This is a genomic window from Mycobacterium bourgelatii (assembly GCF_010723575.1).
In the GTDB taxonomy this organism is placed as follows: domain Bacteria; phylum Actinomycetota; class Actinomycetes; order Mycobacteriales; family Mycobacteriaceae; genus Mycobacterium; species Mycobacterium bourgelatii.
This window is the reverse complement of record NZ_BLKZ01000001.1, coordinates 702314-728610: the sequence shown is the minus strand read 5'-3', so window position 1 is coordinate 728610 and position 26297 is coordinate 702314. Positions and strand designations below refer to the sequence as shown.

At 66.3% G+C, this 26297-nt stretch carries 25 protein-coding genes and 1 pseudogene; 9 read left to right on the top strand and 17 right to left on the bottom strand.

Features of this window, described 5'->3' with window-relative positions:
* Positions 1-31 precede the first annotated feature (31 nt).
* The 3 genes from G6N68_RS03375 to mmsB are packed head-to-tail and all read left to right on the top strand — an operon-like array spanning position 32 to position 3634.
* Complete coding sequence (locus tag G6N68_RS03375) at positions 32-1552, top strand: CoA-acylating methylmalonate-semialdehyde dehydrogenase (protein WP_163707868.1); 1521 nt, start codon at positions 32-34, stop codon at positions 1550-1552.
* Positions 1553-1570: 18 nt separating this feature from the next.
* Complete coding sequence (locus G6N68_RS03370; RefSeq protein WP_163707865.1) at positions 1571-2731, top strand: isobutyryl-CoA dehydrogenase; 1161 nt, start codon at positions 1571-1573, stop codon at positions 2729-2731.
* Between the two features lie 9 nt (positions 2732-2740).
* Complete coding sequence (mmsB, locus tag G6N68_RS03365) at positions 2741-3634, top strand: 3-hydroxyisobutyrate dehydrogenase (protein ID WP_163707862.1); 894 nt, start codon at positions 2741-2743, stop codon at positions 3632-3634.
* A gap of 6 nt (positions 3635-3640) precedes the next feature.
* Here the strand turns inward: mmsB and G6N68_RS03360 are convergent, their stop codons facing one another.
* The gene (locus G6N68_RS03360; protein ID WP_163707858.1) at positions 3641-4135 is read right to left on the bottom strand and encodes a hypothetical protein; all 495 of its coding nucleotides are present in this window, start codon (positions 4133-4135) and stop codon (positions 3641-3643) included.
* A gap of 247 nt (positions 4136-4382) precedes the next feature.
* Complete coding sequence (locus G6N68_RS03355; RefSeq protein WP_163707855.1) at positions 4383-4883, bottom strand: MarR family winged helix-turn-helix transcriptional regulator; 501 nt, start codon at positions 4881-4883, stop codon at positions 4383-4385.
* Between the two features lie 80 nt (positions 4884-4963).
* Between G6N68_RS03355 and G6N68_RS03350 the strand changes: the two genes are divergently transcribed.
* On the top strand, positions 4964-5689 hold the full coding sequence (locus G6N68_RS03350; protein WP_371871529.1) for an ABC transporter ATP-binding protein: 726 nt from the start codon (positions 4964-4966) through the stop codon (positions 5687-5689).
* Entirely contained in the window at positions 5686-8199 is a 2514-nt protein-coding gene (locus G6N68_RS03345) for an FtsX-like permease family protein (RefSeq protein WP_163707852.1), read from the top strand. The genes G6N68_RS03350 and G6N68_RS03345 overlap by 4 nt, the downstream gene beginning before the upstream one ends.
* 381 nt (positions 8200-8580) lie before the next feature.
* Here G6N68_RS03345 and G6N68_RS30485 read toward each other — a convergent pair.
* From G6N68_RS30485 to secY, 13 genes and pseudogenes are all read right to left on the bottom strand, one after another.
* Positions 8581-9112 (bottom strand): annotated as a pseudogene (locus tag G6N68_RS30485) (PPE family protein); the annotation flags it as partial.
* A 79-nt stretch (positions 9113-9191) separates the two neighbouring features.
* The gene (locus G6N68_RS03335) at positions 9192-9773 is read right to left on the bottom strand and encodes a class I SAM-dependent methyltransferase (protein ID WP_163707850.1); all 582 of its coding nucleotides are present in this window, start codon (positions 9771-9773) and stop codon (positions 9192-9194) included.
* A 31-nt stretch (positions 9774-9804) separates the two neighbouring features.
* Positions 9805-10410, bottom strand: a complete 606-nt coding sequence (locus G6N68_RS03330; RefSeq protein ID WP_163718099.1) for a DUF4389 domain-containing protein — start codon at positions 10408-10410, stop codon at positions 9805-9807.
* A gap of 23 nt (positions 10411-10433) precedes the next feature.
* Complete coding sequence (locus tag G6N68_RS03325; protein WP_240355349.1) at positions 10434-11621, bottom strand: FAD-dependent oxidoreductase; 1188 nt, start codon at positions 11619-11621, stop codon at positions 10434-10436.
* Entirely contained in the window at positions 11618-12661 is a 1044-nt protein-coding gene (locus G6N68_RS30480) for a pyridoxal phosphate-dependent aminotransferase (RefSeq protein WP_240355348.1), read from the bottom strand. The genes G6N68_RS03325 and G6N68_RS30480 overlap by 4 nt, the downstream gene beginning before the upstream one ends.
* Positions 12661-13680 carry a 3-oxoacyl-ACP synthase III family protein gene (locus tag G6N68_RS03320; protein ID WP_163707844.1) on the bottom strand — a complete coding sequence of 340 codons (1020 nt, stop codon included), beginning with the start codon at positions 13678-13680 and terminating at the stop codon, positions 12661-12663. The genes G6N68_RS30480 and G6N68_RS03320 overlap by 1 nt, the downstream gene beginning before the upstream one ends.
* Positions 13681-13684: 4 nt before the next feature.
* Positions 13685-14350 (bottom strand): SRPBCC family protein, encoded by a 666-nt coding sequence (locus tag G6N68_RS03315; RefSeq protein WP_163707841.1) that lies wholly within the window; start codon positions 14348-14350, stop codon positions 13685-13687.
* Positions 14313-16076, bottom strand: coding sequence for a thiamine pyrophosphate-binding protein (locus tag G6N68_RS03310; RefSeq protein ID WP_163707838.1), 1764 nt, complete (start codon positions 16074-16076; stop codon positions 14313-14315). Before G6N68_RS03310 ends, G6N68_RS03315 begins: the two co-directional genes overlap by 38 nt.
* Positions 16077-16126: 50 nt before the next feature.
* On the bottom strand, positions 16127-16867 hold the full coding sequence (locus tag G6N68_RS03305) for an anti-sigma factor family protein (RefSeq protein WP_275899948.1): 741 nt from the start codon (positions 16865-16867) through the stop codon (positions 16127-16129).
* Positions 16868-16925: 58 nt separating this feature from the next.
* Positions 16926-17459 (bottom strand): sigma-70 family RNA polymerase sigma factor, encoded by a 534-nt coding sequence (locus tag G6N68_RS03300; RefSeq protein ID WP_163707835.1) that lies wholly within the window; start codon positions 17457-17459, stop codon positions 16926-16928.
* A gap of 76 nt (positions 17460-17535) precedes the next feature.
* Positions 17536-18336 carry a type I methionyl aminopeptidase gene (map, locus tag G6N68_RS03295; RefSeq protein ID WP_163707833.1) on the bottom strand — a complete coding sequence of 267 codons (801 nt, stop codon included), beginning with the start codon at positions 18334-18336 and terminating at the stop codon, positions 17536-17538.
* Between the two features lie 2 nt (positions 18337-18338).
* Positions 18339-18884, bottom strand: a complete 546-nt coding sequence (locus G6N68_RS03290; protein WP_163707830.1) for an adenylate kinase — start codon at positions 18882-18884, stop codon at positions 18339-18341.
* Positions 18881-20206 (bottom strand): preprotein translocase subunit SecY, encoded by a 1326-nt coding sequence (gene secY, locus G6N68_RS03285; protein ID WP_163707826.1) that lies wholly within the window; start codon positions 20204-20206, stop codon positions 18881-18883. The genes G6N68_RS03290 and secY overlap by 4 nt, the downstream gene beginning before the upstream one ends.
* Positions 20207-20415: 209 nt before the next feature.
* Between secY and G6N68_RS03280 the strand changes: the two genes are divergently transcribed.
* Positions 20416-21351 carry a class I SAM-dependent methyltransferase gene (locus G6N68_RS03280; RefSeq protein ID WP_163707823.1) on the top strand — a complete coding sequence of 312 codons (936 nt, stop codon included), beginning with the start codon at positions 20416-20418 and terminating at the stop codon, positions 21349-21351.
* A gap of 67 nt (positions 21352-21418) precedes the next feature.
* Positions 21419-22312 carry a class I SAM-dependent methyltransferase gene (locus G6N68_RS03275; protein WP_163707820.1) on the top strand — a complete coding sequence of 298 codons (894 nt, stop codon included), beginning with the start codon at positions 21419-21421 and terminating at the stop codon, positions 22310-22312.
* A 245-nt stretch (positions 22313-22557) separates the two neighbouring features.
* Here G6N68_RS03275 and G6N68_RS03270 read toward each other — a convergent pair whose 3' ends face one another.
* Both G6N68_RS03270 and G6N68_RS03265 read right to left on the bottom strand, forming a co-directional pair.
* Entirely contained in the window at positions 22558-23223 is a 666-nt protein-coding gene (locus G6N68_RS03270) for a GNAT family N-acetyltransferase (RefSeq protein ID WP_163707817.1), read from the bottom strand.
* A 43-nt stretch (positions 23224-23266) separates the two neighbouring features.
* Positions 23267-24610, bottom strand: coding sequence for a xylulokinase (locus tag G6N68_RS03265; protein ID WP_163707814.1), 1344 nt, complete (start codon positions 24608-24610; stop codon positions 23267-23269).
* 30 nt (positions 24611-24640) lie between these two features.
* Between G6N68_RS03265 and G6N68_RS03260 the strand changes: the two genes are divergently transcribed.
* The gene (locus G6N68_RS03260; RefSeq protein ID WP_163707811.1) at positions 24641-25627 is read left to right on the top strand and encodes an NAD(P)-dependent oxidoreductase; all 987 of its coding nucleotides are present in this window, start codon (positions 24641-24643) and stop codon (positions 25625-25627) included.
* Entirely contained in the window at positions 25627-26280 is a 654-nt protein-coding gene (locus tag G6N68_RS03255; protein WP_163707809.1) for an L-fuculose-phosphate aldolase, read from the top strand. Before G6N68_RS03260 ends, G6N68_RS03255 begins: the two co-directional genes overlap by 1 nt.
* Positions 26281-26297 lie beyond the last annotated feature (17 nt).

The following is a 26297-nucleotide window of genomic DNA, read 5'->3' as shown; positions in this document are numbered from 1 at the left end:
CCCCGATACTTCCTACCCGTTTGGGACAACCATGACCACTCAAATTCCGCACTTTATCGATGGGCAGCGCACCACCGGGCAGTCCACCCGCACCGCTGACGTCTTCAACCCCAGCACCGGCGAGGTCCAGTCGAAGGTGCTGATGGCGTCGCAGGCCGACATCGACGCCGCGGTAGCCTCCGCGGTAGAAGCCCAAAAAGGTTGGGCCGCTTGGAATCCGCAGCGCCGCGCCCGGGTGTTGATGCGATTCATCGAGCTGGTCAACAAGAACATCGACGAGCTGGCCGAGCTGCTGTCCCTCGAGCACGGCAAGACGCTGGCCGATGCCCGCGGCGACATCCAGCGCGGCATCGAAGTCGTCGAGTTCTGCATCGGAATCCCCCACCTCCTCAAGGGCGACTACACCGAAGGCGCCGGGCCGGGCATCGACGTCTACTCGCTGCGCCAGCCCCTTGGTGTGGTCGCCGGGATCACCCCGTTCAACTTCCCGGCGATGATCCCGCTGTGGAAGGCGGGCCCGGCCATAGCCTGCGGGAACGCGTTCGTGCTCAAGCCCAGCGAGCGCGACCCGTCGGTTCCGGTGCGGCTGGCCGAGCTGTTCCTCGAGGCCGGGCTGCCGCCGGGGGTGTTCCAGGTCGTGCACGGCGACAAGGAAGCCGTCGACGCCATCCTGCACCACCCCGACATTCAGGCCGTCGGCTTCGTCGGCAGCTCCGACATCGCGCATTACATCTATTCGACGGCCGCGGCCAACGGCAAGCGGTCCCAGTGCTTCGGCGGCGCCAAGAACCACATGATCGTCATGCCCGATGCGGACCTCGACCAGGCCGTCGACGCACTGATCGGCGCCGGATACGGCAGCGCCGGCGAACGCTGCATGGCGATCAGCGTCGCCGTACCCGTTGGCGAACAGACCGCAGAACGCCTGCGCGCCAGGCTGATTGAGCGCATCAACAACCTGCGGGTGGGACACAGCCTGGACCCCAAGGCCGACTACGGCCCGCTGGTCACCGAGGCCGCGCTGGCCCGGGTGCGCGACTACATCGGCCAGGGTGTTGAGGCGGGCGCCGAGATCGTCATCGACGGGCGCGAGCGCACCAGCGACGACCTCGCCTACGGCGACGCCAACTTGGAGGGCGGGTTCTTCATCGGCCCCACCCTCTTCGACCACGTCACCACCGACATGTCGATCTACACCGACGAGATCTTCGGCCCGGTGCTCTGCATCGTTCGCGCCCATGACTACGAGGAAGCCCTGCGGTTGCCCTCCGAGCACGAGTACGGCAACGGCGTGGCGGTCTTCACCCGCGACGGCGACACCGCCCGCGACTTCGTCTCGCGAGTCCAGGTGGGGATGGTCGGCGTCAACGTGCCGATCCCGGTGCCGGTGGCCTATCACACCTTCGGCGGCTGGAAGCGTTCCGGCTTCGGCGATCTCAACCAGCACGGGACCGCGTCGATCCAGTTCTACACCAAGGTCAAGACCGTCACGTCGCGGTGGCCTTCCGGCATCAAGGATGGCGCCGAATTCGTCATCCCCACAATGAATTAACGAAATCGGCGGATACTCATGTTTACCCTCACCCATGAAGAGCGGGTGATCACCGAAACGGCGGCCGCCTTTGCCGAGAAGCGGATGGCTCCCTATGCACTGGAATGGGATGCCAGCCACCACTTTCCCACCGACGTGCTGCGCGAGGCAGCCGAGCTGGGGATGGCGGCCATCTACTGCCGCGACGACGTGGGCGGCAGCGGACTACGCCGCCTCGACGGGGTGCGCATCTTCGAACAGTTGGCTATCGCCGACCCCGTCACCGCCGCCTTCCTGTCCATCCACAACATGTGCTCGTGGATGATCGACAGCTTCGGCACCGAGGAACAACGCAAGAGCTGGATCCCCCGGCTGGCCAGCATGGACGCCATCGCCAGCTACTGCCTGACCGAGCCCGGCGCCGGATCGGACGCCAGCGCGCTGAGCACGCGAGCCGTCAAGCAAGGTGGCGACTACGTGCTCGACGGCGTCAAGCAGTTCATTTCCGGTGCCGGCGCGTCCGACGTCTACGTGGTGATGGCAAGAACGGGCAGTGAAGGCCCGCGCGGGATCTCCGCCTTCATCGTCGAAAAGGGCACTCCCGGACTGAGTTTCGGTGCGCTAGAAGAGAAGATGGGCTGGAACGCCCAGCCCACCGCGCAGGTGATCTTCGACGGTGTCCGCATCCCCGCCGACGCGATGTTGGGCGGCGCGGACGGCGAGGGCACCGGCTTCGGTATCGCGATGAACGGCCTCAACGGCGGCCGGCTCAACATCGCGGCCTGCTCGCTGGGCGGCGCCCAGGCGGCCTACAAGAAGGCCGGCGCGTACGTGCGCGATCGCCAGGCGTTCGGCGGCAGCCTGCTCGACGAGCCGACCATCCGGTTCACCCTGGCCGACATGGCCACCGGGCTGGAAACTTCGCGGATGATGTTGTGGCGGGCGGCAACTGCGCTGGATGAAAACGACGCCGACAAGGTCGAGCTGTGCGCGATGGCCAAACGCTACGTGACCGACACGTGCTTCGACGTCGCCGACAAGGCGCTGCAATTGCACGGCGGCTACGGTTACCTGCGTGAATACGGGCTGGAGAAGATCGTCCGCGACCTCCGGGTGCATCGAATTCTGGAAGGGACCAACGAAATCATGCGGGTCGTCATCGGCCGGGCCGAGTCCGCACGGTTCCGGGCGAGTGCGTAGGAGGACGCGGTGACTGAGCATCTGACGGTCGCGTTCCTCGGGCTCGGCAACATGGGTGGTCCGATGTCGGCGAATCTCGTTGCGGCCAAGCATGCTGTGCGTGGATTCGACCCGGTACCAGCAGCCGCCGCCGCAGCGGAAGCCGGCGGCGCCACGCTGTTCGACAGCGCCGCCGATGCCGTCGCCGGCGCCGACGTCGTCATCACCATGCTGCCCAACGGTGACGTGGTCAAGCGTTGTTACGCCGAGGTGCTTCCGGCCGCGCGCGAGAACGCGTTGTTCATCGACAGCTCCACGATTTCGGTGAACGACGCTCGCGAAGTCCACTCGCTGGCCCAGTCGCACGGCATGCAGCAAGTCGACGCCCCGGTCTCCGGCGGCGTGAAGGGCGCCGTGGCCGGGACGCTGGCATTCATGGTCGGCGGCGAAGATTCGGCGGTGGAACGGGCCCGCGCCGTGCTGGAACCCATGGCCGGCAAGATCATTCACTGCGGCGCGGCCGGCGCGGGGCAGGCCGCCAAGGTGTGCAACAACATGGTGCTGGCCGTACAGCAGATCGCGATCGGCGAGGCCTTCGTGCTGGCCGAGAAGCTCGGACTGTCGGCGCAGTCGCTGTTCGACGTCATCACCGGCGCCACCGGCAATTGCTGGGCGGTCCACACCAACTGCCCCGTCCCAGGCCCGGTTCCGACCTCCCCGGCCAACAACGACTTCAAGCCGGGATTCGCGGCCGCCTTGATGAACAAAGACTTGGGTCTGGCCATGGACGCCGTTGCCGCCACGGGTTCCTCGGCCCCGCTCGGCAGCCACGCCGCCGAGATCTACACCGAGTTCATCGCCTCCGACGCCGCCAACGCCGGCAAGGACTTCAGCGCCGTGATCGAGGCGCTGCGCGGCGGCTGAGTGAACTCAGATTACGCGGGTGAGCTTGCCGGAAAGGTCGTACTCCAACACCTTTGAACCGCGGGGCCCACTGACCGGCACCGAGATATGGGGTTCGGGATCGTTGGCAAAGGTTTTGTCCACCGTCAACGAGCTGACCTTCGCGTCCTCGACCCCAGAATCCTTGATGGCGGAATTCAAGATGGCACTGAGCACTTCCGGCTTGACCGTGTCGCTCGAGAACTTGCTCTCCTCGATAGCTCCCGGCTCGTTGTGGCTGACATCGACCGGCGAGATTTCTACGCCCCCTGTGCCGCGGTACTCGTATTCATCGACGTTCTCCCGCTTCTTGGGGTCAATCGCCTTCACCTGTACCGCGGTCAAGGCGACTATGACCTCGAGGTAGTCGGCCGGGTTGGCGCCGATCCTGTTGTTGATCGCCCTGAACGCCTTGGTCAGGTTTTCGGTGGTCCATTGCTGTTGGATGCTTGAAGGCACGCCGGGGCCCGTCGAGATGGTCACACCTCCCCCTTGCGACGGCACCGGGCCTCCGGGGGCCGGCGATGCGGTCGCCGCCGACGGGGAGGCGTGTTGTGAATGATGCATCGCTCGGCCGAGGAACCGTGAGCACCCCGCCGACGCGAGAACCGCAATGAGCAACACAGCGGCGACCATGCGTGACCGCAACACCATCGTTCTGCCTCCTAGGACGAAATTCGCTAGGCGGACACTACCCGACTTGCCTTTCGTATTTCGGATAAATGATGGCTTAGAAATCGCCCGCATTGCGGCGCAGCGTCTCGATGGACGACACCAATGCCCGCGATTCCTCGTCGGACATGCCGATGTCGGCGAACACCTGCTCGTTGAGCGTGACGGTGGCGTCCTCGACGGTCGAGCGACCCAGGTCGGTGATCTCTACCAGCGTGGTTCGGCCGTCGGTGGGATGCGGCACCCGCCGCACCAACCCGTCTGCCTCCAGGCGGCGGATCGCGTGGGTGACGCTGGTGACGTGCACCTGCAGCCGGTCGGACGCCTTGGTGATCGGCAACGCGCCGGTGCGACTGAAGGCCAACAATCGCAGCAGTTCGAATCGGGAGAAGCTCAGGTCATACGGCCGTAGCGCGGCCTCGACGCGCGCCAACAGAATCTGGTGCGCCCGCATGACCGACGTCACCGCGACCATGCCCTCCGCCACGTCGGACCACCCGGCGCGCTCCCAGTTGGCGCGGGCGGCCGCGATGGGATCAGGCTTCGACGAGGCGGCCACGCCCCTTCTTACCGCACTTTCGTCAAGTAGATCGCAAAGTGGTACTGAACCGACCGGGGATGGGCCTCGTTGTACCTCATATGGGTCGCGACGCACCCAACGCTGGGTTGGACATCCAACTCCACAATGTGGTGCGCCGATACCAAGTCGGCGGTCAGACCGTCCGTGCCCTCGACGAAATCAGCCTTGGACTGCACGGCGGGCAGTTTGTGTCGATCGTCGGCCCGTCGGGGGCGGGCAAGAGCACATTGCTGCACTTGCTCGGCGCGTTGGACTCCCCCGATTCGGGGTCGATCACCTTCGATGGCGACGAGATCGGTCGTCTCAGCGACGAGGAGCGGTCGGAGTTCCGCCATCACCGCGTCGGTTTCATATTCCAGTTCTTCAATCTGCTGCCGACCCTGTCGGCATGGGAGAACGTCGCGGTGCCGCGACTGCTCGACGGCGTCCGATTACGCAAGGCCAAACCGGCTGCCATCCGGTTGCTGGACCGGGTCGGGCTGGGCAATCGGATCGACCACCGACCCGCCGAACTGTCCGGCGGGCAAATGCAGCGGGTCGCCGTCGCCCGCGCGCTGATGATGGATCCCCCGTTGATCCTGGCCGACGAACCGACTGGAAACCTCGACTCCGCCACGGGCGCCTCGATCTTGGCGTTGCTGGCCGAGATGGCCCACGACGACGACCGCGGCCGACTCGTGGTGATGGTGACCCACAACGCGGACGCCGCGGCCGCGACGGACCGCGTGATCACGCTGCAGGATGGCCGCGTCGGTTCCGACGAGTTGTCGGCGGTCCCAGGGTGAGACCCGGGTCGGGGATCGCCGCCGCGGCAAGCCGGTTGCGGCTGTTCAGCCTGCGCGAGCTCGCGGTGCATCGGCGGCGCACGTTCGCCTCGATCGCCGTTATGGCCGTCTCCGCAATGTATCTGGTCGCCATCTTCGGTGTCTTCGGATCGATCAGGGAGTCGGTCAACCGGCTTTCGCACGGCATCGCCGGCGTCGCCGAACTGGAAGTCTCGGGCATCACCGATGCGGGATTTCCGGACAGCATCAGGGCGGACGTCGCCGCGGTGCCCGGCGTGGAGAACGCGGTGCCGATGATCCGGACCTCGGCGTCCACGGCGTCGGGACCGGTCCTGCTGCTGGGTGCGGACGCAAACGTCGCCGCGTTGCGGGGGGCCCTGAAAGATGCCGTCGTCGAGCATGGTTTGGCTGGACCGGCCCCGGCTCAGGCGCCGAACGGTGTTCGGGTGGGCCCGGGCGTCGGCCACGCCAAAGGCGAGTCCTTCCAGCTGGGTTCGGGTTCGGTCACCGTCACCGAGGTGCTCACGGGCAAGCGTCTTGGCGCCCTGAACGAGGGGCACTACGTCCTTGCCCCGCTTGCGTTGGCGCAGCACGTCACCGGGCGAGAGGGACAGCTCGACTCGATCCTGATCACCACGAAACCGGGCACCGACCTCAGTGCAGTCCGCACCGAGGTCACCGCAGCCGTCAAGGGACGAGCGCTCGTCGCGGAACCGAGCATGCGCGGCGCCCGGGCGGGTGACGGCGTCAAGCTGATGAACTACATGGGCCTGATGGGCGCCATGGTCGCATTGGCGGTCGGCGCCTTCCTGGTCTACACCACGGCCACCATGGCGATCACCCAGCGCCGGCCCGTCATCTCAATGCTGCGCGCGATCGGCGGGCGACGCGTCACCATCGTGCGCGACATGCTTGCCGAGGCCGCGATTCTCGGCCTGATCGGCGGAGCTATCGGATCAGCGTTGGGAATACTGCTGGGCCGCATGGCGATTGGCCGATTGCCCGCGGCGATCACCCAGGGACTGGAAGCCCGCATCGAATACTGGCTGCCCCCCTACGCCATACCGGTCACCGTGCTCGCCACCGCGCTCACCAGCGTGGCCGCCTCCGCGATGGCCGCCCGGCAGGTGTACAAGGTGTCGCCGATCGAGGCGCTGGCGCCGGTCGGGGTGTCGGCCGCCGACCGGGTACCCCGCTGGCTGCGGGTCGGGTGCGGGTTGGCGGCGGTCGTCGTGCTGGCGGCGTCGATCGCGGTGGTGGCCAACCAACGAGGGGTGTTGGCCTTCATCGCAATGTCGGCCGTGTTCTGCGCCGAGATCGCGCTCGGCTTCGCACTTACGGTGCCGATCGTCCGAGTCACCGCCGCAACGGCACGGGTGTTCGGGTCGGTGGGGGCACTCGCGGCGGCGACCATCGAACGCGCGCCGCGCCGGGTCTGGGCCACGGTGATGACGGTGCTCATCGCCGTGGTCACCACGGTGGCGATCACCGGCACCAACACCGACATGATCCGATCGGCTCGCGGCATCTTCGCCCCAGTCGCGAATGTCCCGGTGTGGGTGAGCGCGGATCCCCCGGATCGCTACCCCACCAGCGTTCTGCCGCAGGGTCTTTCCGCGACGGTGGCCGAGGTGCCGGGGGTGGCCCGCGTCACCGAGGGCGCGTTCGCCTTCGCCGTGGTCGGCGGTACCCGGGTACTGCTCGACGGATTCTCCCCCGGAACCGCCGATGCGCTCTACCGCGCGCTCGACGCGAAGGTGCGCGACGACGTGCTGGCCGGCCGCGGCGTGGTGCTCTCGCAGGATCTGGGTAAGACTCTGGACGTCCGGATTGGCGACCCGCTTCGCCTGCAAACGCCGCGCGGCGTGCAGCAGGTGCCCGTGCTGGCCCTGGTGCCGTTCTTTTCGACCGTGATCGGGACCGTCGGCATGAGCCTGGAACGGCTGCGCGCATGGTTCGATCGCCCTGCGGCGACCACGCTGCAAATCACCGCGGCGCCCGGCGTCAACGCGGAACGACTGCTGGCCGACGTCCGTCGTGCGGTGCCGAGCCCCTACCACGTGTACGACGGTCGCGCCGAACTCGCCGGCCTGGAAGCGCCGCTACACCAGAGCATGTTCATCGCCAACGCCGTCTGGATCATCGTCGCGCTGGTCGCCGCGGTCGCGCTGCTCAACACCCTGACGCTGTCGGTTCTGGAAAGACGCCGCGAGATCGGTGTTTTGCGCGCAATGGGATCGAGTCGCCCCTTCACGTTACGGATGGTGCTGGCCGAGGCTGCGGGCATCGGTGTCGTCGGCGGGGTCTTGGGCCTGATTTTCGGCCTGACGGACCAGTGGCTGTTCAGCCTCGTCAGCGGGGACATGATGAATTTTCAGGTGGGCTTCCAGCCGAGCTACATGGCCCTCGTCTTCACCGTCGGCGCGCTGGTGCTGAGCCTGCTCGGCTCCCTGCCGCCGGCGCTCCGCGCCGCGCGGCTGAACATAATCGAGGCCGTCAGCGTCGAATAACCCTGTTGAGTGTAGACGCGAATTCGCCCGCAGCAGGCCCCTGAAATCACAGACCAAGCGGAAGCAAAGCAATAAACAGCGGTGCCAGCGGATCGGTGACGGGCAAGGCGATCCCGCTATTCAAGAAGGGCAGAACCGGGCTCTGGAAGTTGTTAATTGTCTGACCGGGCGCACCCAAACCGGTCGAGGATTCAAATCCCGAAGTCAGAGTATTGGTGAAGAACGGACTCGAAATCTTGAAAGCGACAAAGTCATTATCGGCCGCGTCACCAAGAGCGGTGAGGGTGAACGGCCCGAACGTCTGGGTCTGGCTCTCGAGTGACGGGTCGCCCGGCACCGGGTTGGTGATCGGGTTGAGGCCGAGGAATCCGGCGACCTGAGTGGCCAGGTCGCGCAACGACTGCTGCCACGGAGCCAGTTGCGCGGCGGCCGCCGAGACCCCGGCGTGATAGGCCGCCATGGCTTCGACATCCTGCGCCCACATCGCCTCGTAGTCGGCCTCCATTGCCGCGATCGCCGGCCAGTTCTGTCCGAAGAGATTCGACATCAACAACTGCACCAAGCCATTTCGGTTGGCATCCACCAGCAGTGGATGAATCGTCGCCGCCCGCGCAGCTTCGAACGAGTCGACAGTCGCTTGCGCCTGCCCGGCCGCCCCGGCCGCCTGCGCTGCGGCCGCGTTGAGCCACCCCGTGTAAGGAGTCGCGGCGGCCGCCATGGCCTGGGCGGCCGGACCCTGCCACGCCTGATCCACCAACCCGGACGTCACCGACGAGAATGACGACGCCGCCGAGGACAATTCTTCCGCCAATCCGTTCCAGGCCGTGGCGGCCGCGAGCATCGGGGCCGAACCCGCACCGGAAAATAAGCGCGCCGAATTAATCTCCGGCGGCAGCATTGGAAAATCAACCATGACAGCCCCCTGCACAAGCAATTAAATTTTATACCGCTGGTGGCAATGAACTCAAGATAATGTGTAATTCACATACCGGTTAATTGTCGATTAGGGTGGCAAATCCCTGCAGATGAGGTTTGCACGGAAAAGGCACCGGAGTTCGGGCAATGCGGCGCAGCCGCGAAGTGTCGAACCCCGCCGCGGCGATGGCGTCCACCGTCCGACGGTTGGGATGGCACCCGGAAGACAGCCAGGACCACGGCTTGGCGATCAGATCCTGCAGTCGGCCCACCAGACCCCCGCCACGGACATGTTCGAGGACCACCAGCCTGCCGCCGGGCACCAGCACCCGCCGGATTTCGCCAAGCGTGGCGGCGACATCATCAACCGAGCACAACACCAGCCCCACGTACACCGAGTCGAAGCTGTTGTCGGAGAACGGGATCGACTCACCCCTCCCGTCGACGATGTCAGCGCCGATGCCATGGCGGCCGGCAAGGCGCGACGCCATCCGCCGGAATGCCGGCACCGGCTCGACCGCGGTCACCGAGGTCACCGTCGGTGGCAGGAACTTCAGGTCGGCGCCCGGACCGAGTCCGACGATCAGCAGCCGACCGGCCGCATTAGCGACCGCCGCTCGGCGAAACCGGCTGTAGAACAACCGGTCGAACATCGGCATGCCGAGCCGATATACATAGGGGAACAACGGATTACCGCGCGTAATGGTGGCTCCTTCCGGGGCCTTTTTTGAGGCTCCTTCCAGGATCCAATCGGTACGGCGGATACTCGTCGCGCATCAGCGATACGTAGACCGCGACCCGATACCGCCATCGCACAATGCCCATCAGAAGGTCGAACATGCCTTGGTTGATCGTCCCGCTGCACAACAGCCACCCCGCGTTGATGACACACAGCACCTGCAGCAGCGGCTCCATGGCCCAGCAGAGCACTATCTGGGGCAAGCCCAGCAGCCACTTCACCAGCACCGCCCACCTGGTGAGCCGCTCCGGATAGTCGACCTCGAGATCACCGGGGTAGTCCGGCCGGGCGGCGAGGGTGAACGGCGGGTACCTGTCGGTGGTGTTCATCGGGAATCGGAAATTCATGACTCGCCACGACCAGCGCAGCACTCCGACGTTGAAGTCGAAGATGGGGCGTGGATACCGCCCCGTGCACAAAATTGCAACGCCGGCAACGAAAGTCAGTATCGGATACACCAGGTAGAGCAGGATCAGGATGGGGTAATGCGGGACGGCCAGCACGCACCACTTGACCAGCCAGAGCCAGCGCGACGGCGCATCGATCCCGCCGCGCACCCGAACCAGGTCGTCCCGCTCGCTCACCGCACGCCCCCGGACAGCAGGTCGCGGCTGATCTCCGCCGACATCCGGCGGTGACTGGTTCCACTCAGAAAGGCCCGCAACGCCCAGGTGTGGAGCCGGTCGGAGATCATCGCTGCCGGTTTGAGCACCGATTCACTGTGCGACACCTGCAGCGACGCCACCTTGGACACCGCCCTGACCCTGCGGCGCCTGGATCTTTCGTACCGGCGCAGCGCGGCGGACAGGTCGTGTGGGTTGGTGTTGTTGCCGACGTCCGAGATCGCCTTGCACAGCACCATCGTGTCGAGCAGCGCCTGATTGGTCCCTTGGGCCAGGGTCGGCGGCATGGTGTGCGCGGCGTCGCCGAGCAGCGTGACCGCACCGCGCGCCGGAGGGGGGATCGGGTGGCGAAAGTGCGGGTAGGGCGAAGGCGCGAGGTCGTCGTCCGTGAGGGCGGCCAGTACTCGATCGACCAGCTCGGACCATCCGGCGAAGTGGGACCGGATCATCTCGATCGGGCGCTGCGGCCTGACGAAGTCCTGCGACCACGGCAGGTCGAACCACCACTGCACGTCGCAGTCACCGGCCGGCCACAGCCCCGTGTTGCCACGGTCGCCGATAATCACCTGGGCGACATGCCTTTCCGTGAGGTCCGGCAGCGTCACCAACCCCTGCCAACTGCACCACCCGGTCGGCTTCGCGCGCCGGCCGCCGACCACGGCCCGCACCGTCGAGTGCAGGCCGTCCGCACCGATCAACAGATCTCCCTCGGCCGAACGACCGTCGTCGAACTCGACCCGCACGCCATGCCCGGCGGAGTGCCCGCTGACTACCTCGATTGCCCGGGAGTTGCACCGGATACGTTCGGCGGGAAAGCCCTTCAGTAGCCGTTCGAGCAGGACGCGGCGCGGGGCCATCCGAACCGGTGCACCCCAGCGCCGCACCATTTCAGACACATCAAACGTAGCGAGTGCGCGGCCGCTGGACGTCAATACCCGCACGGTGGACAGCAACTGGCCGGCTCCGGCCATGTCGACACCGAGCTGCTCCAGCACCGTCTCCCCGTTGGGCCAGATGGTGACGGCGCCCCCACCCGCCTCCACATCCGGTCGCCGCTCGAACACCGTGACGTCATGGCCGTCGCGCAGCAACCCCCGGGCGACGGAAACACCGCCGACGCCGGAGCCGACAACCAGAACCTTCAAGCCGACCTCCCGACCGCGGCCAACACCGCCTGGGTAGATGCCCGGCCGCCCACGGTGATGCGGGCACCGCCGTCGGGATACACCCGGACGCGCAGTCCGTTCCCGGTCAGCTCTCCGCCCCACTGCCGACCCCTCGACGGCAGGTAGACGAAGTTCGCGTGCGCGTCCGTGGTGTAGATCCCCAGTGCGCCCAGCCGCTTGCGCAGATACCGCCGCTCGGCGGTGATCAACTGAACACGTTGCAGCAGTTGGTCTTCGGCGTCGTACGAGGCCGCGACCGCGAACAGGCCGGTGATCGCGATGCCAAAGGGTGGCTGCTGAGCCCGTAGCGCCCGGGCAAGTTCGACGGAGGCGAGGCCGTAGCCGATGCGCAATCCCGCCAGGCCGTACGCCTTGGAAAAGGTTCGCACCACCACCACGTTGGGGAATCGCCCGATCAACTCCGAGACGTCGAGCCGATGCTCGGGTGCGACGAATTCGATGTACGCCTCGTCCAGCAGCACGACGGTGTCCGTCGGCACCTGCCGCAAGAACCTCAACACCGCGGCCCTGGGCTCGATGGTGCCGGTCGGGTTGTGCGGTCGGCATAAGACCACCACCCGCGCGTCTGCCGCCGCGTCGGTCAGGGCGTCGAGGTCGTGATGGCCGTGCTCGTCGAGTGAGACTTTCACCGCGACCAGCCGTGCCATCTCGGCAAAGATCGGATATCCGTCGAAGGTCGGGGCCGCCATGACCATCCTGTCGCCCGGTGTGGTCAGCGCGTGTAGCGCCTGCAGGATCACGCCCGTCGCACCGGCACCCACCACCACCTGGTCCGACTGCGTCGGGTGGATTCCGGCATGACCGGCAATCAATCGGCGCAGTTGTTCTGGCAGCAGCTCCGGGTAGCGGTTGGCCGCGTCGACCGAGCGGATCAAGGCCGTCCGGACCGCCGGCAGCGGCGGGAACGGCATTTCGTTGAGCGACAACGCAAACGGATCTATCGCGTGCGGCAGCACACCGTGCATCCCGGCGTCGACCCCGCTTGGGACGGGTTGCATCAGGGTCGCCCGCCCCAGCGGACGGCTGCGGCGCCGGCGAAGTCACCGGCATGCGCGAATGCGGCCATCAGGATCACATCGCCGTTCTTGACGCGGCCGCTCGATATGGCACGGTCCAGGTTCACCGGAATGCCGGCACCGAACAGGTTGCCGCACTCGTCGAACGTGTCCTGGTGGCGTTCCTTGGGTAACTCGAGCGCATCGCGCCAGTTGCGCAGGAACGCCCGATTGGGCTGGTTGCTGACGAACAGGTCGATGTCCTTGGAACGCACGCCGATCCGATCGCAGACGGCAAGGGCCACTTCGGGTACCAGCCGGTTGCCCCGGGCCAGCACCTTGGTGATCTTGCTGTCGGTGAAGCCGATGCTGCCCTCGCCGGGACCGGCCTGCCACCATTTGCGGGGCGGGTCGAAGGAGAGCGTCATCTCGCCGGCGTATTGCCCGTAGGTGCGGCATTCGATACCCAGAATCGGCGACTGGTCCGACAGCGTCACCAAGCCGACCGCTGCGCCGTCGCCGGGAACGGCCGACTGCACCTTGCGACGGATCCCGGGCTGATCGAAAAACTCTCCCGCGGCATTCTGGGCGATGGCGATCACCGCGGTGCGACCGTCACCCGTCGCCAGCAGCTTGCGGGCGACGTTGAGCGCCAAGACAAATGCGCCGCAGCCCCCGTTGTGCAGGTCGAGCACCCATGACGGGCGCATGCCCAGTCGGTGCGCGATGCCACCACCCTCGCCGTAGAACGCCATGTCCGGTACCTGAGTGTGGGTGATCAACACGTCGGCGCCCTCGATCACGTCGCGGCCGTGGCGTTCGATCAACCCCTGCGCGGCGCGTTCGACCATGTCGACGGCGCTCTCGTCTTGGGCGATGTGATGACGAAACTCCGGCGCACGAAACATGAGATTGTCTCGCAGGTCGTCCGATTCGGCGAACTGCGCGTAGTAGTCCGCGCCGATCGGTTCGCCCGGCAGGTAGGTGGATACGTCGGTCAGGCTGACGGTGGCTGGGTTCACTGTGTCACCTCATCCAGTCTGGAGTGACGGGCAGACCGTTGCGGTACCGGTATTCCGCAATGGCCTTGAGGTTCTGCAGTTCCAGCAGATGGCCGGCACCGAACATGTCCCAGAAGTCGCCGACCCACACCGGGCGCTGCGGCGGTGCGGTCTCCGGGTAGGGGTTGCTGTCGTAGAACGGGTGATGACAATTGGTCCACAGCACAACGGAACCGGGCTTGTTGAGCACCAACTGCGCGTCGATGACCCGCATCAAATAGATCATCCACAGGTGCTCACCCTGATCCCAGGCGCAGTGATAGTCGACGGTTCGGGCCTGCTTGTTGGCCAAGGTGCGAGTGTAGATCTCGGTCTCCGAACCGAGCCGGTCATGGGCCAGCCACAGGCCGGGTTCGTCGGTGGTGGTGAACCCGCGCAGGCTGTAGGTCCACTCCTCCAGGCTGCGCGTGTCGGCCATATAGGCGAACAACTCATCGGGTGGGCAATCGATGAAATCGTTGACGGTGCAGTACTCGCCGAAGACTAGGTCGTGTGGATACACCGACCGCATCATCTCCATGATGATCGGGGTGGCCCGCTCGCGAGGGGTGGTCTCGACGCGGATCACGCCGTCGAGCGAACCGTCGATATCCTCAAGCGCTGGCAGTGCTTTCCATGCTTTCACTGACATCGTCTTGGTTCTCCTTTTCGGTTGCGCGAGCGAGAAACGGTGCGAACGGCGGAATCTCGTCGGCGGCGCACTCGACGCTCACCACCGCAGGCCCATCGATGCCCAACGCCGTCCGCAATACGTCGGTAAAGTGATCGAGGTCGGCCACGTCGACGGAGGCAAGTCCGGGGAACATCGCGGCCAGACCGGCGCCCAATTTGCTCGCCCGAAATCGGTTGTAGCTGTAGAGGTCTTCGTAGAACAGTTGTTCGCGGGTCACGCACATGGCGTGGGCGTTGTTGTTGAACAAGACAAAGGTGATCGGCAGGTGGTACTGGACGGCGGTGTGTACCTCGGTGCCATGCATGAAAAACGCGCCGTCCCCGGCGATTACGACGGTACGGCCGCCGGGCCGGCCACTGTTCGCGCGGCCGAACGCCATCCCGATGCCGGCGCCGAAGCTGTACCCCATGCCGCCCATCCCGAGCGCGACCGCGAACCTGCCGCCCCGGCGAGCCGGTAGGTAGTGGATCGCGGCCGCGCCGGTGTTGCCGGCGTCGACGACGATGTCGGTGCCGTCGGGCAGCACACCGTCCAGCACCGTCATGGCGTCGCGGTAGCGCACTCCCGGAGCGGTCGAAGGTGGCGTCGTCAGTTCGCTGTCACCGCACAGTTCGGGCGCGCTATAGGTCTGACCGGAGGGCACGTTACAGCCGTTGGACGCACGTCGTTCGGCCATCGCTTCCGAAAGCGCGTCGGTCAGCATCCGCAATGAGCCGCGCAGATCCTCGGTGTGCACGTGAGTGCAGGCGACATACGGCGGCACGGACCCGATCGACATCGTCCGCACCGACGCCAACGCCTCCTCCAGCCCGGCGCGTGCGGTCACCGACAGCCGGGTCCCGACGACGAGACACACCGCGCTGGCGGCCAGCGCTTCGCCCACGGTGGGGTGACCCATCACGCCGGTCACCCCCAGCGGCGCCGGCGACCCGAAACCCGTTGCGGCGGCGGCATCTTTGGCGTCGGGAACCGTTGCGACGCGTGCCCGCAACACCGCTCTCAGCGCTTCGAGCTCCGCCCTGGCGTCGTCCCGGGCGACCTGTTCGCCCGCGATGATGGTGACCGGGCCGCCGGCATTGCGCAGTACCGGCACGATCGTTATCGGGTCGCCCGGCGGCTGTCGCTCGGGCGGGCGTTCGCCGGCGTATCCGATCTCGACATAGTCCTGCTGAATATCCTTGGGCAGCAACAGCACCGCTGGACCACCGGCGCGTGCCGCGGCAATGGCGCGAGGCAGGGCGGAGATGATGTCGGCCGGCGCGAGCACCCGTCGGCACCAGACCGACACCGCCGAGAACACCGCCTCGGCGTTCAGCGCCCCGTTGCGGCCGCTGGTGTCCTGGAAGCTGCCCCGACCGTCCATCGCGGTGGCGGGTTGACCTACCAACGCCAACACCGGAACACGGCTTGCCAACGACTCGCCCAGTCCCGCGACCAGATTCAGGGCGCCGCCACCGGAGGTGGCCATCACCACGCCCAGACCGGCTCCGCTGCGGCTGTAGCCGTCGGCCATGGTGGCGGCGGAGAACTCGTGCTTGGCCAACACCGCGGTGATCGACGACTGGAAATGCACTGCGTCGTAGAGATCTTCGATGTTGGCGCCGTCCACACCAAAGACGTGGTCGACTCCCATTTCGGCGAGGTACCCGACGATGTGGTCGACCACCCGGTGCTTCCTGGGCATGTATGTAACACGACGGGCTGAGACCTAAGGTTCACCGCCCGTTCAGGAAGCTACAGTGAGCGCTCCAACAACACCTTGCCCGTGTCAGCGGAAACCACTTGCACGGCGGCGATCTGGTCGACTGGCAGCGCGGTGCTTCCGGCCGGTGTCGCGGTATGGCCTGGTGCCGCGACCCACGTCGCCAACCGGGATTGGCTGCCGTCGCGACCGACGACCACCATGGCCAACGTGTCGTGCGGCGCGTCCGGCGGTGCCAGGCAGACACACTTCAGGTTGATGAATGTGCCCCAATGCTGGCCGGTGACCGAGACCGTCGAGGCCAGCAGCGACGTCCCGACCTGCGCCATTGGTTGCGCCGACACCGTCACCTCGTGCGCCGGTGTCGAGAACCCCTGCACGCCGACGAATACGCCGAGCGTCAGCACCACGGCGGCCGCGGCCGAGGCGACCCAGGCCACCACCCGAGTACGCCGACGCCGTCTGCGCACCGCGTCCAGCAGTGACGGCAGCAAGGTAGGTGATACCGGCGGTGACGCCGGGCCAACGCCGGCGGCGCAGAAGGACTCGTCGATCTCGGCCACGTCTTCGCGGCTCAACTTCGCAAGCAGACCGGGCACACCGCTCATCTCGGCGACAGCGGCCCGGCATGCCGCGCAGTCGGCCATGTGCGTCTCATATTCGCGCCGCTCGGTCGCCGACAGCGACCCGAGCACATACGCGGCGTCCCACGTCGCGTAGCTGTGGTCCACCGGCGGGCCAAGACCACGCAGCGGCGTCGTCATGTCGTCCATCTCCCGTCACCCCTTAAGTGTTCGGAGCCGATGACCACCCGGATGGGCTGTTGGGGTGTCATCTTGTGACTCCGTGTTCCTGCAGAGTGAGCCGCAACGCCCGCACCGCATAGTGTAGGCGCGACTTCACTGTTCCTTCCGCGATTTCAAGATCCGTTGCGATCTGGGCGGTCGTCCAGCCGCGGTAGTACGAACGGATGATCACGGCCCGGTGCTCCGCGGACAGCTGGGCTATCGCATCAGCGATCAGCAGCCGGTCCAGCGCGGCATTCACCTCGTCCGGGGTGGACTGCTCCGGTGCACCATCTACGTCGGTCGATGCGACGACATTGCGAAACCGCGGGCTGCGTCGATCGTCGATGATCATGTTGCGCGCCACTGTGAACAACCAGGCCCGCGCCGACCGTTGTGTGTCGTTGATAACTTCCGGGTGTTGCCACGCCCGCAGCAGCGTCTCCTGGACAACGTCCTCGGCGTGGGCCGTATCGCCCGTCAAACGCAGCGCGTAACGCCACAAAACCGCGGCATGCTCGTCGTAGAGCGCCTTCATCAGTGCGGCTTCTGCAGCCGCTCCGCCGGCTACCTCAGCCACTCGACCACCTCCGCTAAGTGACACGAGTCGACTAGGCGATTAGTTCAATCGTGCCTGGTGATCGGCAAAGCTAGTGTCACGCCAGGGTCAGTATGCGCGGCCCGTCCTCGGTCACCGCCACGGTGTGCTCCCAATGCGCCGCCCGGGACCCGTCGGCCGTCTTGACCGTCCACTTGTCTTCGAGCACCACCGTCTTGGCCGTCCCCAGCGTGAGCATCGGCTCGATGGCCAGCACCGAGCCCGGGGCCAGCAGCGGGCCGCGCCCGGGAGAGCCCTCGTTGGGCAGGAACGGGTCCATGTGCATCTGGCGGCCGATGCCGTGGCCGCCGTAGCCGTCCACGATCCCGAACGAGCGTCCATAGCGGGCCTCGGCGGCACGGGTGCCGGTCTCGATGGCATGGGAGACGTCGCTCAACCGGTTGCCGACGACCATCGCAGCAATGCCGGCCTCCAGGGATTCCTTGGTGGCCTGCGAGAGCGCTTCGTCCACCGGGATGAGGTTGCCGATCCCAAAGGTGATGGCCGCATCACCGTGCCAGCCGTCCAGCACGGCGCCACAGTCGATGGATACCAGGTCTCCGGGGGCCAGCACCTCGGTGGCCGACGGGATGCCGTGGACCACCCGGTCGTTGACCGACGCGCAGATCGACGCCGGATACCCGTGATAGCCGAGAAACGACGGAATGGCGCCCGCTTCGCGGATCACCGACTCGGCGATTTCATCCAAACTCAGGGTGGACACCCCGGCCTCCGCGGCGTTCCGGACCGCCTGCAGCGCGGTGGCCACCACCGCACCGGCGGCCGCCATCGCGTCGAGTTCGCCGGGTGTGCGTTGTGGTACGGCTTTGCGGCCCCGCAGCCGTGCCAGGGCACGCACGGCTACTTGCCCAGTGCTTGCAACGCGCGTGCGAAGACCTCGTCGAGGGATCCGACGGCGTCGACGGTCTTCAGCTCGTCGCTGTAGTAGTCCAGCAGCGGCGCTGTCTCAGCCTGATAGACCTTCATCCGGTTGAGGATGACCTCTTCGGTGTCGTCGGCGCGGCCCCGGCTCTTGAGCCGCTTCAGCAGCTCTTCGTCGGAAACCCGGAACTCCACCACCGCATCGAGGTCGCAGCCCCGGCGTTGGAGCATGTCGTGCAGGGCCTTGGCTTGTTCCACCGAGCGCGGGTAGCCGTCCAGGATGAAGCCGTTGGCCGCGTCGGGATTGTTGAGCCGGTCGTCGACGAGTTCGTTGGTCAGTTCCGCGGGCACCAGGTCCCCGGCGTCCAAATAGCGCTTGGCCTCGAGACCGAGCTTGGTGCCCTCTTGGATGTTGTGTCGGAAGAGGTCCCCGGTGGAGATATGTGGGATGTCGAGCTTCTCGGCCAGCTTCTGGGCTTGCGTTCCCTTCCCCGCTCCGGGCGGGCCCAGCAAAACGATTCTCACTTAAGGAACCCTTCGTAGTTGCGCTGCATGAGCTGACTCTCGATCTGTTTGACCGTATCCAAACCGACGCCGATCATGATCAGAACCGCGGTACCCCCGAAGGGTAGGTTCTGGATCCCGCCGGTGTTGCCAATCTGCAGGAACAGGTTCGGCAACACAGCGATAACGCCCAGATAGATCGAGCCCGGCAGGGTGATTCGGCTTAGCACGAAACGCAGATAGTCGGCCGTCGGACGGCCCGGGCGGATTCCGGGGATGAAGCCGCCGAACTTCTTCATTTCGTCAGCGCGTTCGTCGGGGTTGAACGTGATTGACACGTAGAAGTAGGTGAAGAAGATGATCAGCCCGAAGTAGATGGCGATGTAACCCAGGTTGCTGGGGTCGGTCAGGTAGGTGTTGACGAATTTGTCCCACCAGCTGTTGCCGACGCCGCCGCTGCCACTGCGGACCAGTTGCGTGATCAGATGCGGAATGTAGATCAATGATGAGGCGAAGATCACCGGGATAACGCCGGCCTGGTTGACCTTGAGCGGCAGGTACGTCGAGGTTCCGCCGTACATCCGCCGGCCCACCATGCGCTTGGCGTATTGCACCGGGATACGGCGTTGACCCTGCTCAACGAACACCACGCCGACGATGATGATCAGCGTGGCCAAGCAGACCGCGGCGAAGGTGAACCCGCCGCGGCTCTCCAGGATCTGGTTGCCTTCGGCCGGGATGCGGGCCGCGATGCCGACGAAGATCAGCAGCGACATGCCGTTTCCGATGCCGCGCTCGGTGATCAGCTCGCCCATCCACATCACCAGGGCGGCTCCCGCCGTCATCACCAGCACGATGACGACGAGGGTGAAGATGCTCTGGTCGGCGATGATGTCCTGCGTGCAGCCCTGCAACAGCCCGCCATTTGCGGCCAGGGCCACGATGCTGGTGGCCTGCAGGATGGCCAGCGCGATGGCCAGATACCGCGTGTACTGCGTCATCTTGGCCTGGCCGGCCTGACCTTCTTTCCGCAGCTCTTCAAAGCGGGGAATGACCACCGTGAGCAGCTGGGTGATGATGCTGGCGGTGATGTAGGGCATGACGCCCACCGCGAAAACCGTCAGTTTCAGCAGGGCGCCGCCGGAAAACAGGTTGATCAGCGAGTAGATCTGTCCGGCCTCGCCGCCGCTGACCTCGTTAATGCACTGCTGAACGTTCTTGAAATTGACGCCGGGCGACGGCAGCGACGCGCCGACGCGATACAGAATGACGATGCTGAGCGTGAAGAGGATCTTCCGTCTGAGGTCGGCTGTTCGCAGCGATGAGATGAAAGCCGAAAGCAAATCTTCCTCCTGCGAAGCGGGGGTATTCCTGCATCACGCGCCCACTCCCGCAGGCCAGGACGTACGGCCCGACCAATTCCAGCGCGTCAAATCGTGTACGAGACTAACAGCTAGTTTGCACAGGTCTTTCCCAGCCCGCCAGGCTGACGGCCCCGTGTGCGCTTCATTATATTTGCTAATTAATGGATTACGACACGTCAGGGGCATAAATGACGCAAGTGGGCAGCGCGCGGTTTGAGGGCGATACCTGGGACCTGGCATCGAGTGTGGGTTTGACGGCCACCATGGTCGCCGCCGCCCGTGCCGCAGCGAATCGAAATCCCGACGCGGTGGCGCACGATCAGTTCGCCGAGCCGCTGGTGCGCGCGGTGGGCGTCGACTTCTTCACCCGGATGGCCAGCGGTGAACTGGACCCGGCGGAGATGGACGACGACGAGGCCAGGGGGTTGCGCAGCTTCGCCGACGCGATGGCGCTACGCACCCGGTTCTTCGACGACTTCTTTACGGACGCGGTGGCCGCGGGCATCCGGCAGGCGGTCATCCTGGCGGCCGGCCTCGATTCGCGCGCCTTCCGGCTGGCCTGGCCGGCCGGCACGACCGTCTTCGAGGTCGATCAACCCGAAGTGATCGCCTTCAAGACCGCGACGCTGACCGACCTGGGGGTGAGCCCCACGGCGGACCGCCGGACGGTGGCGGTTGACCTGCGGGACGACTGGCCCGCCGCGCTGAAGGCCGCCGGTTTCGACGCCACCCAGCCCACAGCCTGGATCGCCGAGGGCCTGTTGGGCTATCTGCCGGCCGAAGCCCAGGACCGGCTGCTCGACCAGGTCACCGCCCAGAGCGCGAAGGGCAGCCGGGTCGCCACCGAAGGCCTGCTCGACATCAACGAGCTGAACGAAGAGGAACTCCGGGGCCGCATGAATCGTGTTTCCGACCGGTGGCGACGGCACGGCCTGGAACTCGACATGGCGGCGCTGGTGTATTTCGACCAACGCAGGGACGCGGCTTCCTATCTTGGCGACCACGGTTGGCGGACCGTCACCGCCGATGACGCCGAGCTGCTGGCCGAACACGGACTGCCTCCGATCGACGGCGACGATGCCCCGTTCGGCCGGGTGGCCTACGTCTGGGCCGAGCTGACCTAAGTCGTTGACGGCTCCCAAAGCCGCCCTAAATACAGCCCTAAATACAGAAGGAAGGTCGGGAGACCCCATGACCCGCAGTGACCAAGACACCTGGGATCTGGCTTCCAGCGTGGGTGCGACGGCCACCATGGTCGCGGCCGCCCGCGCGTTGGCCTCCGAGGATGCCGACCCGGTGATCAACGACCCGTTCGCGGCGCCGCTGGTGCGCGCGGTGGGCCTGGACTACTTCACCCGCCTGGTCGACGGCGAGCGGGTCGAGGGCACCGAACGCGACCTGCAGTTGATGACGGATTCAATGGCCGTCCGCACCCGCTTCTTTGACGAATTCTTCCTCGCCGCTGCCGGGGACGGCGTCCGCCAGTCGGTGATCCTGGCCGCCGGTCTCGATGCCCGGGCATACCGGCTGTCGTGGCGGCGCGGCACGGTGGTCTATGAGGTCGACCAGCCCGAGGTGATCGCCTTTAAGAACGAAGCCATGTCACGGCAGGGCGCAGTGCCGTCGGTCCACCGGAAAACGGTCAGCATCGATCTGCGCGACGACTGGCCCGCCGCCTTGCGGCGCCACGGTTTCGACCCCGGAAGACCCTCCGCTTGGAGCGCGGAAGGCTTGCTGATGTATCTACCGCCCGAAGCCCAGGACCGGCTCTTCGACAACATCACCGAGCTGAGCGCACCCGGGAGCCGGGTGGCCACCGAGTTCAATCCCGACACCTCGACGACCATGAGCGAACGTGCGCGGGAGTTCAGCCGGCGCTGGGCGAACTTGGGCTGCGACATCGACATGTCGGGGCTGTTCTACGACGGCGAACGCAGCAACGTCGTCGAATACCTGACTGGCCATGGCTGGGAAGTCAGCACTCGGGCGCGCCGGGACCTGTTCACCGACTACGGCCGCGTGTTCCCCGACGAAGAGACGGGCCAGTTGCGCAACATCGTCGCGGTCACCGCGACCAAGAGTTAGGACCCCCCGGGTCGGTCGATGGTCCAAACACATTGGCAGCCAAGGTGTCTCCCATGGCGAACATCCAGCGCACCAGCTACCCGGCGGGAGGGACTCCGGGATCGGGTGCCTGCGAAATCAATCCGGCTCAGCCCCAATGGATGCGGGAGCGTACCGAGTCAGCAAGACGCGACCACCCCGTTTCGCTAAGGGGCACAATGGCTTCCACGCCGGCCGGACCGGTAACCTCAGGTGAGGGCGCAGGTCTAGCTGGGCTTGGCCGCCGGTGCGCGCACGACCATCGGGACGGCGGGAAAGGCCCATGCCATCTCCGCGCGCGAAGCACGCAGAGCGGCAGTGCCGTAACCCTTCTTGCGGTGATCCGGATGGATCCAAATCCGAACATTCACTTCGCCCTGCAGAAGTTCGCCGAACACCAATCCGACCTTTTGACCGGAATCGATGGCCACGAACCACGCGGCTTCTTCGTCGTGCAATCGCTTGATCGCAGCCTTGATCTCGTCATCGACCGACCCGGCGGCTCGACCCGATCCGTCGCCGGCCGCCTTCATGTCCTCGGTGCGCGCCGCGAAGATGTCACGGTCCTCGGCGGGCGAGAACGCGCGCAACTCCAGGGTCTCGCCCGAACTTGCGGGTCGTTCCCCGAGCGCGAAGCTCAATTGCTTGTTCAAATCCTCTAGTTCGGCAAGGACCTTGGCGCGCGCATCCTGGGTCAGCTGATCGAACGACATACTCATCACCGCCTCGGCGGCGACGTGGGACGTGCCGAGCAGCCGCACGATCTCTTCCACCGCGGCGGCCTTGTTCTTGGCTTCGACAATCACGTCGGCCACCTCATGCCGGCGCTCCAGCGCGGCGAGCAGAGCATCGGCAATCTCTCGACGAACAGCGGTCTGGTCGTGGTCGGTCATTGCACTAGCGTAGAACGCCGTACCCGCCGCCGCGCAACGATCGTCAAGCCAGCCTCGATCCACTGAGTTCCAGGAACCGGTGATAGCGGTCCTTGGTCGCGCTCACCCAGCCCGGCTGAGGTTCGACCGTGCGGCCGATGCGGGCCCATCGCGCGGCGTCGGTGATCGACGATTCCAGGCCGACCGCCATCCGAGCCAGAAAGGCCGCCCCCAACGCGGCACCTTCGGCGACGGCGGACACTTCCACCGGTCTGCCGGTCACATCCGCGATGGCCTGTATCCAGGGCTGCACGTGGGTGCCTCCACCGGAGGCGACGATGCGCGCCACCGGCGCCCCGCTCAACTCGATGAGCTGTCGCACCACGAAGGCCGATGCCTCGTAGGCGGCGCGGCGCAACGACGTGCCGTCGTGCGTGAGGTCCAGCCCGTGCAGCGCTGCCCGGCGGTGCGGATCGTGAAACGGCGTGCGCTCGCCACGAATGTAGGGCAGCCACACCGGCACCCGCTTCGGATCGAGCTCCCGCGAAACACCCGGCGCCACAACTCGATTGACCCAATCGAGGAACAATCCGCCGGCGTTGCTGGCGCCGCCGATCTTGCTCAGGCCGGGCAGCGTGTGCGGGATGGTCCACAGGCCGGGCACCTGCCGCACCCCGGCGATGGTCGTCCACACGAGCAGCGTGGTGCCGCACAGCACCAGCACATCGCCCTCGTTGTCGGCACCGGCGACCAGTTGTTCACAGAGGGCGTCGATCGCTCCCACCGCCAGCACCGAACCGGTGGTGCGCACCTCTCCCACAGCCGCGCCGAATTTCTCCACCCGGGGCATTTGGTCAACGGTTACACCGCAATCGGCGCATGCCGCCGCATTCCAGGCGGTCCCGTCGAACAGGGGGAGTGTCGTGATCGCGGTTGCGAAATCGATCACCGCTTGGCCGCCGAGGGCGTGGTTGGCCACCGCGGGCGCCGGCCAGTAGCCGGCCGCGCCCGGCGCCTGGGCAGCAGTCCAGCGGAGAAACTCGGTGGCCTCGCCCACGGCTGGGAGCGGCTGTTCGACCGCGGCGACGCCCGGCGCCCAGCCCCGGCTGTCGCCGTACAGCAGCCCCGGGGTGAGTGGCCGTCCGTCGTTGTCCACGGCGGTCATCGAGGGCACCATCGCGGACACCGCCACGGCGCTCGGCCGTGATTCGGCCAACCGTTCCACGGCCGCGAGCGGCGCCCGGCGCCAGGCCTCCTCGGCGTCGTGCTCGAGTTGGTCGGGCCGCGGCACGCGCACTTGGTGCGCAACCCGCGCCCGCGCCGTCACGCGACCGTCTTCGTCGGCGGCTACCGCTTTGACCGCGGTGGTCCCGATGTCGATGCCGAGTGTGACATCAGTGCGTGACACGCGGGCAACGGTACGCCAGCATTGGCGTACGTGACTCCTCGACCGCGCGCTCTGGTGACGGCCCCGTTACGAGGGCCGGGATTCGCCAAACTCCGGCAGTTGACCGACGTGGTGTACGACCCCTGGATAAGTGAGCACGATCAGAAGTCGTTGCGCATCTACAGTGCCGAGCAACTGGCCGAGCGGGTCGCCGCAGAATCAGCTGAAATCGTTGTGGTGGAGAGCGATTCGGTCAAAGGCCCGGTGTTGGAACTAGGTCTGCGCGCGATCGCCGCAACCCGCGGGGACCCCAACAACGTCGACATCGCCGCCGCGACCGCCGCCGGCATCCCGGTGCTGAACACTCCGGCCCGCAACGCCGACGCGGTGGCCGAGTTGACCGTGGCGCTGTTGCTGTCGGTCACCCGCCACGTCGTGACAGCCGACGCCGACGTGCGGTCCGGCAACATCTTTCGCGACGGCTCCATCCCTTACCAGCGGTTCCGCGGGTGGGAGATCAACGGGCTCACCGCCGGCCTGGTGGGCCTGGGCGCCGTCGGCCGCGCGACGCGGTGGCGGCTGTCCGGATTGGGCATGCGGGTGATCGCGCATGATCCGTACAACGACGAGGCCCGGCACAGCCTGGACGAGCTGCTGGGCGAGTCCGACGTCGTGTCGCTGCATGCGCCGGTCACCGACGACACCGTCGGCATGATCGGTGCCGAGCAGTTCGACGCCATGCGTGACGGCGTCGTCTTCCTCAACACCGCGCGCGCTCAGCTGCACGACACTGATGCGCTGGTCGAAGCGTTGCGCTCTGGCAAGGTCGCCGCGGCCGGACTGGATCACTTCGTCGGCGAATGGCTACCCACCGACCACCCGCTGGTGGGAATGAGCAACGTCGTACTGACCCCGCACATCGGCGGGGCCACGTGGAACACTGAGGCACGGCAGGCGCAGCAGGTTGCCGACGATCTGGAGGCGCTGCTGACGGGCAACGCGCCCGTCCATATCCTCAACCCGGAGGTGCTGGGCTGATGAAATTCGTGGAAAACCCGGAGACAGCAGTGCTGGCCGCGGCCAAAGACATGCTGCGTCGCGGTCTCGTCGAGGGCACGGCCGGCAACATCTCGGCCCGGCGCTCCGACGGCAATCTGGTCATCACGCCCTCGTCGGTCGACTATGCCGACATGACCCTCGACGATCTGGTCCTGGTGGATCCGGACGGCGCTGTGCTGCAAGCCAAAGAAGGTCGCATGCCGTCGACCGAGATGCAGTTGCATCTGGCGTGCTACCGCGCATTCGACGACATCGGCAGCGTGATCCACAGCCATCCGGTGTGGGCGACCATGTTCGCCATCGCCCATCAGCCGATCCCCGCCTGTGTGGACGAGTTCGCCGTCTTCTGCGGCGGGGACGTGCGCTGCACCGAGTACGCCGGGTCTGGCACGCCCGACGTCGGGGTGAACGCGGTCAAGGCGCTGGAGGGCCGCGGCGCCGCGTTGATCGCCAACCACGGCCTGGTGGCGGTAGGCCCCCGCCCGGACAAGGTCATGCACATCACCGCACTGGTCGAACGCACCGCCCAAATAGTCTGGGGCGCAAGGGCAATCGGTGGACCGGTGCCGATTCCGGAGGACGTCAACCGGAACTTTGCCGGCGTCTACAGCTACCTGCGCGCCAACACCTAACCAACACCGAGCCAAGC